Genomic DNA, 13,834 nt, shown 5'->3' with positions numbered 1-13,834 from the left:
GCTTGCAACGGTGCGTGCAACTGCGCTTACAACTGCGCCTCGAACAGCGACACGAACCACGTCGCAGCGTGTTCCCACCACGGTCGCTTGGCAAGTGCATGTGGCGTTACCGGCTTGGCCAGCGCCCAGTCGGCGTCAAAGACGTCCGTCATCTGCGCCGCAAACCCGGTATCGAGCACGTTCAGGTTCGCTTCGTCGTTGATGCTGAACGAGCGGTTGTCGAAGTTGGTCGAACCCACCGAGACCAGCAACTTGTCGACGATCAGCGTTTTCACGTGATACATCGTCGGCTGGTATTCCGAGATCTGCACGCCGGCCGCCAGCAGCTCGGGCCAGCGGTCGCGCGAGGCCGCACGCACGAGATCCGAATCGATGATCTCGCCCGGCGTGATCAGGCGGACTTTCACGCCGCGCTTGGCCGCCGCGATCAGCGTACGCACCGTCAGCTCATCGGGCACGAAGTACGAGGCCGACAAATCGATCGTCTCGCGCGCCGACGTGATCGCCATCAGGTACATCAGGTGCATGCTCTCGCTGCCGCCCGTGGGCGAGCTGGAGAACATCTGCGCCGGCATCGTGCCCTTCGCCTGCAGCGGCGGGAAGTACGCCGCACCATCGAGCACGACGCCCGTGGCCTTGGTCCAGTTATCGTTGAACACGGCCTGCATCTGCCCGACGACCGGGCCTTCGACGCGGAAGTGGCTATCGCGCCAATGGTCTTCGTCCTGCGCATTGCCGCGCCATTGGTCGGCAATGCCCACGCCGCCCGTGAAGCCGACCGCGCCGTCGACGATCAGCAGCTTGCGGTGGGTGCGGTTGTTCATGCGCGCCAGCTTCCACCAGACGGGCTTGTGATAGCGCTGCACCTGCACGCCGGCCGCTTTCATCTTGTCGACCTGGGCATTGTCCATCTTCATGCTGCCCATGAAGTCGAGCATCACGTGCACCTTCACGCCAGCGCGAGCGCGCTCGGACAGGGCTTCGGAAAACTCGGTGCCGATCGATTCCGACCAGTAGATATAGGTTTCCAGCGTGATCGTTTTTTTCGCCCCGCGAATGGCCTCGAGCATCGCCGGGAAAATCTGGTCGCCATTGAGCAGCGCCTCGACCTGGTTGCCTTCAATGATCGGTGGACCAAGCAATACGCCGAGCGAGCGACGGAACTGTGGATCGGCCGTATCGTACTGCCGTGTCAGTTGCCGTTCGATCTGTTTTTCGCCCGGCATGAAATTCAAGGCGAGCACCCCCAGTACGAGAGTGGCGGCCACTGTCAGCAACAGTGTCCAGAATTTTTTTGAGCTCATCAGTAAGATCGCAGAGGAAAAAAAACCAACGCACAAGGCGTTGGTTCTTTATGGGTGGCGAACCACCATATTAGCGAACGCGACCGCGACGCAGCAGATTCACGATGGCCAGCAGGATCACTGCGCCCAGGAACGAGACCAGGAGCGACGCAACACTGAAGTCGTCGGAATTGATGGTGCCGGTACCGAACAGCGGCGAGAGCAACCAGCCGCCCAGGAAGGCGCCGATGATGCCGACCACGACGTTCAGGATGATGCCTTGCTCGGCATCGGTTTTCATGACCATGCTGGCCAGCCAACCCAGAATACCGCCAACGACGATCCAGATAATGAATAACATGGTGCTTCCTCCTCAAGTGAAAAGACATTTCCCCCAGGCCCAAGGAATGCCGTGACCATGTGAAAAATTTTAAAGACGCTACAAAGGCGGGTCGGTGCGGCAGCGTACCTTCGATGACGAATTTGCATCATCAAAAAAAATGCCTTTGTGCAATATTCCTGCAGTCACTCCGAGCGTGCGTCATCGAACAGAGCCAGGGGGCCCCGGGGCCTATGGTGAAGGTCCTTGGCAGCAACAGCTCATCAGTAGCTGGCTGCCTAAACCAACCAGCAAAGGATTCACCATGAGCAGCTTCGATACCACCCGCACCACGGATGACCAGCGCATGGTCACTGGTCTGTTCCCTGACCGTGCCAGCGCCGAGCGTGCGTATGGCACCGTGTCCGAGCGCGGCTACAACCGCGACGATGTCAACCTGATGATGTCCGACTCCACACGTCAAACCCACTTCGCCGACAAAGACACCGAACTGGGCAGCAAGGCTGCTGAAGGCGCGGGTATCGGCGCCGGTATCGGCGGCACCATCGGCGCCGTGCTGGCTGGTATCGCAGCAGTGGGCACCACGCTGGTTCTCCCAGGCCTGGGCCTGGTCGTGGCCGGTCCTTTGGCCGCGGCGCTGGCTGGCGCCGGTGCGGGCGGTATCACCGGTGGTCTGATCGGCGCGCTGATCGGCGCCGGCATCCCGGAAGAACGCGCACAGCATTATGAAGACGGCATCAAGGGCGGCGGCATCCTGCTGGGCGTGAATGCACGCTCGGATGAAGACGCAGCGCACATCCACAAATCGTGGACCGAACAAGGTGGTTCGCACGTGCTGGGTGCTGGCCTGGGCGTGGCAGGCGGCGCGGCGCTGGGCGCCACCGTCGGCACCGTTGCCGGTCCGATCGGCATGGCGGCGGGCGCCGTTGTTGGTGGCATTGCTGGCGGCCTCGCCGGCCAGGGCGCCGCTGAAGTGGTCAATCCAAAAGCCAATGACGACCTGTCCGAGCACCATCTGGCCAAGGGCGTCGGCGCAGGTTCGGGCGCAGCAGCGGGCGCACTGGTGGGCGCAGTCGGCGGTCCGATCGGCATGGCTGCAGGCGCCGTGGTTGGTGGCCTGGCGGGCGGTGCAGCCGGCCGTGGCGCGGGTGAAGTGGTCAATCCAAAAGCCACCGACGAACTGCATGACCATAATCTGGCGCAAGGCGTCGGTGCGGGTAGCGGCGCGACGGTTGGCGCCGTGATCGGTGCAGCAGCCGGCCCACTGGGCGTGGCGGCAGGCGCGGCCATCGGCGGCATGGTAGGCAGCGCAGCAGGCAAGGGCGTGGGCCACGTGGTCAATCCGAAGGCCGAGAATGACTACTGGCGCAACGAGTATCAGACCCAGCCGTACTATTCGCCAGGCTACACCTACGACGACTACGAGCCAGCCTATGCACTGGGCTACAACAACTACGACAAGTATGACGGTGGCTACGATGCCAACGAAGGTCGCCTGTCGACCGAGTGGGATCGCTCGAAAGGCAATTCGCGCCTGAGCTGGGACCAGGCCAAGTCGGCCACCCGCGCCGGCTGGCACCGTGTCGAGCGCGCGATCCCGGGCGACTTCGACCGTGATGGCCGTTAATTTGCACTGAGCTGCACTGAGCTGCACTGACTCGTCACAGCGCAGATAAAAAAAATCCCCGCCGGTGCGAACCGGCGGGGATTTTTCATGGTCGAACCAGATTACTTTTTCACTGCTTCAACCTGGATTGCCAGCTTCACTTCCGGCGAGAAATTCGGCAGGCCGAAGCTGATGCCGAAGTCATCACGCTTGAAGGTGCCAACGACGTCAGCGCCGCATGCTTCTTTCTTGAGCATCGGGTGCATGATGCACTTGAACTTGTTGATCTGCAGGGTCAGCGGCTTGGTCACGCCGTGCAGAGTCAGTTCGCCGTCGACCGAGGTCGGCACGTCGCCCGTGAACTTGATCGCTTTCGACTTGAAGGTTGCGGTCGGGTACTTGGCAGCATCGAAAATATCAGGCTTTTTCGCGTGCTCGTTCATCTTTTCGTGACCGAAATCGATGCTGTTGATGTCGACGGTGATATCCAGCGAGCCAGTCTTGGCTTCGCGGTCAATGGTGACGCTGCCGCTCGACTTGTTGAACTTGCCGCGCCATACCGACAGACCCATGTGGTCGGCTTCGAAGCTCGGGTAAGTGTGGTTCGGCTCGATGTCATACGTGACTGGCGCAGCGAAGGCCGACGTGGCGGCAAAGGCGGCGGCTGCCGCGATCAGGTGCTTGATGTTCATGGGGCGCGATTCCTGTAAAAGTTGAAAGGACGGTTTTTTTTCTGCGTAGCGTGGGCGGCTATGCCGCCCACGCGTTCAAACTGACCAAGCTTCGTTGAACGCGTGGACGGGGAACCCGTCCACCCTACAGTGGTGGTGAAACAATTTATTTTGCTGCAACGGCAGGTGCTGCGGTAACGCGAAACTTGATGACAACTTCATCGGCGACCATGCTCGTGTCTTTCCACTCGCCTTCGCCGATATTGAACGCCAAGCGCTTGATTGGCAACTGGCCTTCGAACACGGTCTTCGCACCGGCAGCCTTGACCGTCAGCGGGAACGTGACATTGGCACTCTTGCCTTTCAGGGTCAGCTTGCCCGTCACCGTCAGCTTGCCGGCGCCAGCCGGTGCGATGCTGGTCGAGACAAAGGTGGCCTTCGGAAACTGCGCCGAATTGAACCACTCTTTCTTGGCCACTTCCTTGTTGTACATGGCGTCGCCGATATCGAAGCTGGCGGTCGTGATCTCGACGCTGGCCTTGGCCGTTGCCGGCTTGGCCGCGTCGTAGTCGATCTGCGCGGCGAAGGTGCGAAACGGTGCTTCCACCGGGACGTTCATCTGCTTGAAGACGGCCGAGACGCCGCTGTTCGCCTGCTCAGTCGTGAGCGGGGCGGCGTGGACGGCGGTTGCAGCGCTGCCGGCGACCAGGGTCGCGAGTATCAGGGCCTTGATTGACTTCATGGTTTTTCCTTTGGAACAGGGATGGGAAGCATGCGCTGCATGATGCCGTCACGGTCGATGAACAAGTGCTTGAGCGCGGCGAGCACGTGCAGCGCGACCAGAGCGGCCAACAGCATATTGAGCCAGTAGTGCAGGTCGCGCAGCGTCTCGCGCAGCACGGGATCGGGGCCGATCAGCACCGGCAGCGCAATCTTGCTGAAATAGACGACCGGATAGCCTGCCGCCAGGCTGAAGAAATAGCCGGACAGCGGCACGGCAAACATCAGCACGTACAGTGTCAGATGCAGGCCATGGGCGGCGCCATGCTGCCAGCGCGGCAACCCGGCAGGATAGGCGGGCGGCTTGTTGAACAAGCGCCACAGCAGGCGCAGTGCGGCCAGCGCCAGGATTGTGATGCCGGCCCACTTGTGCCAGCTTGTGTAGCGCAGCTTGGCCATGCTGATGCCCTGGATGTCGGTCATCACAAGGCCCAGCGTGAAGGTGCCGATGATCGCAACGGCCATCAGCCAGTGCAGCACGATTGCAGGAATCGAATAGCGGCGCATTTTTCTTATGAGTAATTAGTACGGGCTAGAACTAACTCACTATAGCAAAAAAGGTCGTCGTGGTGTTGACACGGTTTTTCACGATCAACAAGGCACACCGGATTGCAAAAGATACACCACTGCGTTCCGCCGAATGTAATATCTGGTTATGAGCGCGTTCATACCCCGCAGACCGTTTGCCCCTGTGCCCTGGGCCGCTGCTGCCTGCGTTGCGCTGTGTTGGGCGGTGCCTGTCCTGGCGGCCGCACAAGGCCAGGTAACGCCTGTCGACCTGGCTGATCTGTCGATCGAAGAACTGGCCAATATCCAGGTGACGTCGGTCTCGAAGCGCCCCGAGCGCTTGCAGGACGCTGCCGCGGCGGTCTTCGTGATCACCGCCGATGATATCCGCAGCTCTGGCGCCGATTCGCTGCCCGAAGTGCTTCGCCTCGCGCCCAATCTGCACGTGGCGCGCATCAACGGCTACGCCTATTCGATCAGCGCACGCGGGATGAACAGCGGGCCCAGTGTCCTGTCCAACAAGATCCTGGTGCTGATCGATGGCCGCTCGGTGTATACGCCGCTGTTTTCGGGCGTGTTCTGGGATGCGCAGGACGTGCTGCTCGAAGACATTGCGCGCATCGAGGTGGTCAGCGGGCCGGGCGGCGTGATGTGGGGGCTGAACGCCGTCAGTGGCGTCATCAACATCAGCACGCGCTCGGCCGTCGATACGCAAGGGGGCATGGTGGCGCTGCATGGCGCCAGCGACGGCGTGGCAGGCACCGCATTTCGCCAGGGCGGCACGAGCGCTGGTGGCGTGGCCTGGCGCGCCTTTGGCAAGGTTACGCGGCGCAGCGACAGCGAGCGCGTTGGCGACGGGCGCATCGACGACGGCCACCGGCGCGCGCTGGTGGGCATGCGCGCCGACTGGGAACGTGGGGTCGATGCCTTCTCGGTCATCGGCAATGTCAATCGCGGCCGCCTCGATCAGCCGGCGCCGGGCGAACTGGCCACGCCGAACGGCCCGACCACCTTTGGCCGCGTGCGCTCGGACGGCGCCAACCTGCTGGCGCGCTGGCAGCGCACACTGGACGCGGGTGCCAGCGTGTCGCTGCAAGCCTATCTCGATCATACGGTGCGCGAATCGCCGCCGCTGTTTGCCGAGCGCCTCACGACCGCTGACGTGCAGGTCCAGCACACGCTGGCCACGAAAGGCCGTCACGACCTCCTATGGGGCGCCAACTACCGCAGCACGCGTGACCGCGTTACCAACAGCCGCTGGGTGGCGTTCCTGCCGGCGCGCACGCTACTGCGCTGGGGCAGCGTGTTCGTGCAGGACGAGATCCTGCTGAATGACGACTGGCGCCTGACGCTGGGCGGGCGCGTCGAATACAACCATTACACCGGTATCGAATGGCTGCCGAGCGCGCGCCTGTCGTGGCGTGTCTCGCCCCAGCACGCGCTGTGGGCGTCGGCCGCGCGCACGGTGCGCTCGCCTGCGCGGCTGGACGTCGATGCCTTTGTACCCGGCCAGCCGCCGTTCATCCTGCGCGGCGGGCCGCAAGTGCGCAGCGAAGTGGCGCGCGTGCTCGAACTGGGTTACCGCGGCCAGCCGGCGGCGGGGCTGTCGTACACGGTCGTGCTGTACCACCACGACTACGACCACCTGCGCGGGCAGCAGATCGACCCGGGCTTCAGCTATGTCGAGTTTGCCAGTCTGCTGGAAGGCAGCGCCAGCGGCATCGAAACGTGGGCCAGCTGGCAAGCGATGCCGCGCTGGCGCCTGTCGGCCGGCTGGACGGCGCTGCACCAGCGCCTGCGCCTCAAGCCGGGAGGCAACGATCTGATGGGCGTGGCCGCGGCGCGACGCGATCCGTCGCACACGCTGCAACTGCGGTCGCACTACAACATCGACGATGCGCGCGAAATCGACGTCACGCTGCGCCGCACCGGCGAGATGCCAGCGTCACGCATTGCGTCGGCAACGGCGCTCGATGCGCGCTTCGGCTGGCGCTTGCGGCCGGGCCTGACCTTGTCGGTGTACGGAGAGAATCTGAATGGCGGACACGCACAATTCGGCTCGACCACGTATTGGGCGGAGTTCGAGCGGCGCGTCGGGGGGAAGATCAGGTGGGATTACTGACGCGCCGGGGCCGGCGCGCCATCAAAGCGCGATGCCTGTGTGATGCCGCCGTGTGGCAGCATCACGCACGACATCAGATCTCTGCCGCCAGCTTGGCGGCCAACCCGATGTAGTTCGCCGGCGTCATCGCCAGCATCAGGTCTTTCGCCTCTTGTGGCACCGCCAGCGTCCCGATGAATTCACGCAGCGCGTCGCGGGTGATGCCTTTGCCGCGCGTGAGTTCCTTGAGCTGTTCGTACGGGTTCTCGATGCCGTAGCGGCGCATCACGGTCTGCACCGGTTCGGCCAGCACTTCCCAGTTCGCGTCCAGGTCCTGCTCGAGGCGCGCTGCGTTCACTTCCAGCTTGTTCAGGCCGCGCAGGCAGCTGTCGTAGGCCAGCAGCGTGTAGCCAAAACCCACGCCGATATTGCGCAGCACCGTCGAATCGGTCAGGTCGCGCTGCATGCGCGAGACCGGCAGCTTGTCGGCCATGTGGCGCAGCAGCGCGTTGGCCAGGCCCAGATTGCCTTCCGAGTTTTCGAAGTCGATCGGGTTGACCTTGTGCGGCATGGTCGACGAACCGATTTCGCCGGCCTTCAGCTTCTGCTTGAAGTAGCCCAGCGAGACGTAGGTCCAGATGTCGCGGTTCAGGTCGAGCAGGATCGTGTTGGCGCGGGCGAACGCGTCGAACATCTCGGCCATGTAGTCGTGCGGTTCGATCTGGATCGTGTACGGGTTGAAGCTCAAACCCAGGCGCGTCTCGATGACGTCCTTCGAGAATGCCGGCCAGTCAAAGCCCGGATAGGCCGACAGGTGTGCGTTGTAGTTACCGACCGCGCCATTCATCTTGCCAAGGATTTCGACGTCGGCGATGCGCTTGATGGCGCGCTGCAGACGGGCGACGACGTTGGCCATCTCCTTGCCCAGCGTGGTTGGGCTGGCCGTCTGGCCGTGGGTGCGCGACAGCATCGGCAGCGCTGCATTGGTGTGCGCGATCTCGGTCAGCTTGGCAATGATCGCCTGCAGTGCCGGCAGCATCACGCCGTCGCGCGCGCTTTTCAGCATCATGCCGTGCGACGTGTTGTTGATGTCTTCCGAGGTGCAGGCGAAGTGGATGAATTCGCTGGCCGCGACCAGTTCCGGCACGTCCTTGACCTGCTCCTTGAGCCAGTATTCGACCGCCTTGACGTCATGGTTGGTGACCGCTTCGATTTCCTTGATGCGGGCCGCGTCCTTCTCACCGAAGTTGGCCGCCATGCCGTCGAGGTGGGCGATCGCTTCGCTCGAGAATGGCTTGATCTCGGCGAAGCCGGCCTGCGACAGCGCCTGCAGCCACGCGATTTCAACCTTCACGCGGTGGTGCATGAAACCCGTTTCCGACAGGATGGGACGCAGCTTGTCGGTTTTGGTGGCGTAACGGCCATCGAGCGGGGACAGGGCCGACAGGGTCGGCGACAGAGCAGTAGAGGTCATGGCGGGCGTGTCGGTCAAAAACGCGGATTTTACCACTGGCCGGCCGGTCACCTCTTGCCGATGCTGCGATGTTGCGGCGCACCGCAGCAGCCGCAGTGCAGGTTTTGCGGCTGGGCCCGATGCTATACTGAAGGTCGATTTCCACTTGCGTACATCCATGAAACTCATCGGTTCCATTGCCAGCCCCTACGTGCGCAAGGTGCGCGTCGTGCTGGCTGAAAAAAAGCTCGACTGCGCCTTCATCCTCGAAGACGTCTGGTCGGCCGACACCACCATCGCGCAGACCAACCCGCTGGGCAAGGTGCCATGCCTGCTGATGGATGACGGCAGCGCCCTGTACGACTCGCGCGTGATTGCCGAATATCTCGACACGCTCACCCCGGTGTGCAAGCTGCTGCCGCCAAACGGGCGTGAGCGGGCCGAGGTCAAGGTCTGGGAAGCGCTGGCCGATGGCGTGCTCGATGCGGCCGTGCTGGTGCGCCTTGAAAAAACGCTGCGGCCCGAGGCACAGCAAAGTCCCGAATGGATCGCCCGCCAATTGGGCAAGGTGCATACCGGCCTGCGCGTGATGTCCGAGCGCCTGGGCGAGGGCGCTTTCTGTCGCAGCAACCAGTACACGCTGGCCGACGTCGCCGTTGGCTGCGCACTGGGCTGGCTCGCGTTTCGCTTTCCCGAAATCGACTGGCGCGGCGACTACCCGAACCTGGCGCGCCTGTTCGACAAACTGTCCGAGCGCCAGTCGTTCAAGGACACCGTGCCTGTCGTCGCATGAACCTCCCTACCACCGTGATCTTCGGCGAAGCGCTCGTCGACGACTTCAACAACGAACAGATCGTCGGTGGCGCGCCGTTCAATGTGGCGCGCCACCTGTCTGCCTTCATGGCACCGTGCCTGGCGATCACGCGCATCGGCGACGATCGCAGCGGCCAGCTGGTGCGCGCCGAATTCGAACGCTTCGCGATGAGCGACGCCGGGCTGCAGGTCGATCCGATCGAAGAGACTGGCCGTGTGCTGGTCGAGCGCAGCCCGCGTGGCCACCGTTTCACGATCCTGCCGCACCAGGCCTACGACTTCATCGACGCCGCCGCTGCCGGCACCGCGCTGGCAAACGTGCAGCCGGCCATGGTCTATTTCGGCATGCTGGCCCAGCGCAATACGCAGTCGCGCGCCGCATTGACGGCGGTGCTGGCGGCAAGCAGCGCGCCACGCTTTCTCGACCTGAACCTGCGCGATGGCCAGTACGACGAACGCCGCGTGAGCCGCTCGCTGGAGGCGGCCCAGATCGTCAAGGTCAATGAAGAAGAATTGCAGGTGCTGTTCGGCTGGCACTTCCAGATCAAGCCCGACGCCCCGGCGCTGGCGGCCGACGAAGTCCGCGCGTTTTGCCAGGCCCTGCTGCGGATGTTTTCGCTCGACGCGCTGATGGTCACGCTGGGCCACCGCGGCTCGGTGTATTTCGGCAGCGACGGCAGCGTGGTCACGCATCACGACGCGCCGGCGCCGCCGTTCGTGATCGACACGGTGGGGGCGGGCGACGCCTTCTCTGCCATCTTCCTGCTGGGGACGGCGCGCGGCTGGGCGCTGGACGTCACGCTCGCGCGCGCGAACGAATTCGCCGGTGCCATCTGCGCGATGCCGGGTGCGGTGCCAAGGGATATGGGGTTTTACGACAAGTGGATGACGCGCTGGCGCTGAGGATGCGCTAGTGCCTGAAGCGCCGGACTCCCGGGCGGGAATCCGGCGTGGCTGATTACTCGCCGATCTGCGTTTGCAGGTAGTTCTGGATACCGATCTTGACGATCAGGTCCAGCTGCGTTTCGAGCCACTCGATGTGCTCTTCGGTGTCTTCGAGGATCATCAAGAGCAGGTCGCGCGACACGTAATCGGCCGCTGCTTCGCAGGCGCCGATGCCTTCCTTGACCGTCACGTGCGCGGCGCGTTCGAGTTTCAGGTCGCATTCGAGCGTTTCCTGTGTCGACTCGCCGATCATGAGCTTGTGCAGCGCCTGCAGGTTTGGCAGCGCGTCGAGCATCAGGATGCGTTCGATCAGCTTGTCGGCGTGCTTCATCTCGCCGATCGATTCGTCGTATTCCTTCTTCGCCAGCTTGTCCAGGCCCCAGTGGCGGTACATGCGCGCGTGCAGGAAGTACTGGTTGATCGCGGTCAGCTCGTTGGTCAGCTGTGCGTTCAGCAGACGGATGACGTTTGGATCGCCTTTCATGGGGTGCCCTCGGTAGTGTTTTGAATGACCTCCATGATAGCAAACGGAGAGCCATTAAAACGCCAGAAATTGCACGAAAATGGGTAAAAAGCCGCATTAAATTACACGAAATGCGCCATTTTCGCGCGTAATAGCAACCGTTCTCAGTTCACTGTGCGAACGGTTCTCACTACCTCGCTACGCGGGAATACCGGACGTAAAAAAGCCCCGCACATATCGCGAGGCCAGCCGTACTGAAAAGCGGAGAAGGTTCAGGCGGCCTGCGGCAGGCGGCGCACTTCGGTGACGGTGGTTTTGCTGTCGATGTGTTCGTGCAGCACCTGGCGTGCATAGCTGACGCACGTGCCGCACATGGTACCAACGCCCAGTTCCTTGCGCAGTTCGGCCATCGACGAGATGCCCAGTTCGGCCGCCTGGCGGATTTCACGGTCGGAGATGTTGTTGCAGACACAGACGATCATTGGAGCAACCCTTTTGAAACAACCATTGCAGTTTAGTCTATAAAATGCGAATCATTCTCATTTGCGTTGCTATTTTCTGTAAACTCGGCCGTGAACGCAAGCGAAATTTTCGGTTCGAACACAGTATTTTTGGACTTGACCGTCTGGCAATGACAAGCTGCAAATAGAAATAATTCCTATTTAGGTTTATGATACCGGGATCGTTCCAGTCGCTGTCTCATACGCGCAACAATTTTTCGGAAGCCGCCATGACCCACGCCGCATTGCCAACACTCGACTCGCTCAAAACGGGCCAGAGCGCCACCGTTGTCCATCTTGCGTCTGGTGCGCAGGAGGGCGGCATCGATGTCCAGCGCCGCCTGATGGAGCTGGGCTTTGTGCCGGGCGAGCGGATTCGCGTGCTCAAGCGTGTGCTCGGTGGTCCGCTGGCCGTCAAGGTCGGCGAGTCGACGTTCGCGCTGCGCCGTTTCGAAGCCGCCCTCGTCTCGATCAAGGCGGACTAGTCGCATGGGAGTCATGGAATCGCAAGTCGCGTCGCGCACGCCATTGGTCGCACTGCTGGGCAACCCCAACTGCGGCAAGACTGCGCTCTTCAACCGCCTGACCGGCGCGCGCCAGAAGGTCGCCAACTATGCCGGCGTCACGATCGAACGCAAGGAGGGCAGCTTCACGTCGCCCGCCGGGCGCGCATTTCGCGTGCTCGACCTGCCGGGCGCCTACAGCCTGAATGCACAGACGCCCGACGAAGGCATCACGCGCGACGTGGTGGCCGGCCTGCGCGCCGGTGAAGTCCCGCCCGACGCCATCCTGTGCGTCGTCAACGCGACCAACCTGCGCCTGAACCTGCGCCTGGTGCTCGAGCTGCGCCGTCTGGGCCTGCCGATGGTACTGGCGCTGAACATGGTCGACGTCGCGAAAAAGCGCGGCATCGAGATCGATACCGCCAAGCTCTCGCAAGAACTGGGCATGCCGGTCGTCGAGACGGTCGCGATCCAGTCCGGCGGCGAGAAGGCCTTGCTGGCCCAGCTCGATGCGATGGCCTTCGGCGTGCCGGTGATGCCCAAGCCGCTGTCGGCGATCGACGAAGTGTCGGTCGAAGACACCCAGCGCGAGGTGCGCCGCATTCTGGCCGTCGCCGTTTCGTCGGCGAAGGATACCGGCAACCTGAGCGAAAAGATCGACAGCGTCGTGCTGCACCCGATCGCCGGTCCGGTCATCCTGGCGCTGTTGATGTTCGTGATTTTCCAGGCCGTGTTCAGCTGGGGCGACGCACCGATCGAGCTGATCGAGGCGGGCATGGGCGCCTTTGGCGAGATGGTCGGCTCGTGGATCGGCGAAGGCATGCTGCATAGTCTCATCGTCGACGGCATCATCGCCGGCGTGGGCAGCGTGCTCGTGTTCCTGCCGCAGATTCTGATCCTGTTCTTCTTCATCCTGCTGCTAGAGGACGTCGGCTACCTGCCGCGCGCCGCGTTCCTGCTCGACCGCATCATGGGCAGCGTGGGCCTGTCGGGCCGCTCGTTTCTGCCGCTGTTGTCGTCGTTTGCCTGCGCCATTCCGGGCGTGATGGCCGCGCGCACGATCCAGAATCCGCGCGACCGCCTGGTGACGATCATGATCGCGCCCCTGATGACGTGCTCGGCGCGCCTGCCGGTGTATGCGCTCCTGATTGCCGCGTTCATTCCCGACCGCGTCGTGGGCGGCTTCATGAACCTGCAGGGCATCGTGCTGTTCGTGCTGTACCTGGCCGGCATCCTGTCGGCAATGGCGGTGGCCTGGTTCATGAAGCGCCGCAACGGCTACAAGCAGCATGCGCTGATGCTCGAACTGCCGGCCTATCACTGGCCGCATCCACGCGGCCTGGCCTCGGGCCTGCTCGAACGCGCCAAGATCTTCCTGATGCGCGTCGGTACCCTGATCCTGGCCATGATGATCCTGCTCTGGCTGTTCTCCAGCTTCCCCGGCGCACCGGAAGGCGCGACCCATCCACCGATCTACTACAGCGTGGCGGGCATGATCGGGCGCGCACTCGAGGTCGTGCTGGCCCCGATTGGCTTTAACTGGCAGATCGCCATCGCGCTGGTGCCGGGCATGGCCGCACGCGAAGTGGCCGTCGGCGCGCTGGGCACCGTGTACGCGCTGTCGGGCGGCGATGAAGTGGGCAACACGCTGGCGCCGCTGATCGCCCAGTCGTGGTCGCTGGCCACCGGCCTGTCGCTGCTGGCCTGGTATGTCTATGCGCCGCACTGCCTGCCGACGCTGGCCACCGTGGCGCGCGAAACGGGCAGCCGCAAATATGCCTGGATCATGGCCGGCTACATGTTCGCGCTGGCCTACGTGGCGGCGTTCATCGTCTACCGCGTCACGCTGGCCATCACCGGAGCCTGACA

General features: G+C 63.0%; 14 protein-coding genes. 6 read left to right on the top strand and 8 right to left on the bottom strand.

All coding sequences use genetic code 11. The features are described from left to right. Nucleotides 1-26: 26 nt before the first annotated feature. Complete coding sequence (locus tag RCH14_RS12205) at nucleotides 27-1,304, bottom strand: phospholipase D-like domain-containing protein (RefSeq protein WP_343026378.1); 1,278 nt, start codon at nucleotides 1,302-1,304, stop codon at nucleotides 27-29. A 70-nt stretch (nucleotides 1,305-1,374) separates the two neighbouring features. Then, nucleotides 1,375-1,644, bottom strand: coding sequence for a GlsB/YeaQ/YmgE family stress response membrane protein (locus tag RCH14_RS12200; RefSeq protein WP_123067791.1), 270 nt, complete (start codon nucleotides 1,642-1,644; stop codon nucleotides 1,375-1,377). Nucleotides 1,645-1,927: 283 nt separating this feature from the next. Here RCH14_RS12200 and RCH14_RS12195 point away from each other — a divergent pair, with 283 nt between their 5' ends. Next, nucleotides 1,928-3,250, top strand: a complete 1,323-nt coding sequence (locus RCH14_RS12195; protein ID WP_343026377.1) for a hypothetical protein — start codon at nucleotides 1,928-1,930, stop codon at nucleotides 3,248-3,250. Nucleotides 3,251-3,351: 101 nt separating this feature from the next. Here the strand turns inward: RCH14_RS12195 and RCH14_RS12190 are convergent, their stop codons facing one another. From RCH14_RS12190 to RCH14_RS12180, 3 genes are all read right to left on the bottom strand, one after another. Next, the gene (locus RCH14_RS12190) at nucleotides 3,352-3,921 is read right to left on the bottom strand and encodes a YceI family protein (RefSeq protein WP_343026376.1); all 570 of its coding nucleotides are present in this window, start codon (nucleotides 3,919-3,921) and stop codon (nucleotides 3,352-3,354) included. A gap of 145 nt (nucleotides 3,922-4,066) precedes the next feature. Next, nucleotides 4,067-4,642 (bottom strand): YceI family protein, encoded by a 576-nt coding sequence (locus RCH14_RS12185; RefSeq protein ID WP_343026375.1) that lies wholly within the window; start codon nucleotides 4,640-4,642, stop codon nucleotides 4,067-4,069. After that, complete coding sequence (locus RCH14_RS12180) at nucleotides 4,639-5,187, bottom strand: cytochrome b (protein ID WP_343026374.1); 549 nt, start codon at nucleotides 5,185-5,187, stop codon at nucleotides 4,639-4,641. Before RCH14_RS12180 ends, RCH14_RS12185 begins: the two co-directional genes overlap by 4 nt. Nucleotides 5,188-5,413: 226 nt before the next feature. Here RCH14_RS12180 and RCH14_RS12175 point away from each other — a divergent pair, with 226 nt between their 5' ends. Then, on the top strand, nucleotides 5,414-7,309 hold the full coding sequence (locus RCH14_RS12175; protein WP_343026373.1) for a TonB-dependent receptor: 1,896 nt from the start codon (nucleotides 5,414-5,416) through the stop codon (nucleotides 7,307-7,309). A 73-nt stretch (nucleotides 7,310-7,382) separates the two neighbouring features. Here the strand turns inward: RCH14_RS12175 and purB are convergent, their stop codons facing one another. Beyond that, entirely contained in the window at nucleotides 7,383-8,762 is a 1,380-nt protein-coding gene (gene purB / locus RCH14_RS12170; protein ID WP_343026372.1) for an adenylosuccinate lyase, read from the bottom strand. A 157-nt stretch (nucleotides 8,763-8,919) separates the two neighbouring features. On the opposite strand from purB, the gene RCH14_RS12165 reads away from it, so the two are divergent. Then, nucleotides 8,920-9,534, top strand: a complete 615-nt coding sequence (locus tag RCH14_RS12165; RefSeq protein ID WP_343026371.1) for a glutathione S-transferase N-terminal domain-containing protein — start codon at nucleotides 8,920-8,922, stop codon at nucleotides 9,532-9,534. Then, a complete protein-coding gene (locus RCH14_RS12160; protein ID WP_343026370.1) occupies nucleotides 9,531-10,457 on the top strand; it encodes a PfkB family carbohydrate kinase in 927 nt (308 codons plus the stop codon). The genes RCH14_RS12165 and RCH14_RS12160 overlap by 4 nt, the downstream gene beginning before the upstream one ends. A gap of 55 nt (nucleotides 10,458-10,512) precedes the next feature. Here the strand turns inward: RCH14_RS12160 and bfr are convergent, their stop codons facing one another. Both bfr and RCH14_RS12150 read right to left on the bottom strand, forming a co-directional pair. Beyond that, nucleotides 10,513-10,983, bottom strand: a complete 471-nt coding sequence (gene bfr / locus RCH14_RS12155) for a bacterioferritin (protein ID WP_183556014.1) — start codon at nucleotides 10,981-10,983, stop codon at nucleotides 10,513-10,515. 251 nt (nucleotides 10,984-11,234) lie between these two features. Next, complete coding sequence (locus RCH14_RS12150; RefSeq protein WP_343026369.1) at nucleotides 11,235-11,444, bottom strand: (2Fe-2S)-binding protein; 210 nt, start codon at nucleotides 11,442-11,444, stop codon at nucleotides 11,235-11,237. A 248-nt stretch (nucleotides 11,445-11,692) separates the two neighbouring features. On the opposite strand from RCH14_RS12150, the gene RCH14_RS12145 reads away from it, so the two are divergent. Together RCH14_RS12145 and RCH14_RS12140 are read left to right on the top strand one after the other, a co-directional pair. Next, nucleotides 11,693-11,947, top strand: coding sequence for a FeoA family protein (locus RCH14_RS12145; RefSeq protein WP_343026368.1), 255 nt, complete (start codon nucleotides 11,693-11,695; stop codon nucleotides 11,945-11,947). 4 nt (nucleotides 11,948-11,951) lie between these two features. Further along, the gene (locus RCH14_RS12140) at nucleotides 11,952-13,832 is read left to right on the top strand and encodes a ferrous iron transporter B (protein ID WP_343026367.1); all 1,881 of its coding nucleotides are present in this window, start codon (nucleotides 11,952-11,954) and stop codon (nucleotides 13,830-13,832) included. Nucleotides 13,833-13,834: the final 2 nt, after the last annotated feature.

This window comes from Massilia sp. MP_M2 (assembly GCF_039123635.1).
Classification (GTDB): Bacteria; Pseudomonadota; Gammaproteobacteria; order Burkholderiales; family Burkholderiaceae_D; genus Telluria.
Note: the sequence above shows the minus strand (reverse complement) of the source record. Positions and strands in the feature narration are given on the sequence as shown.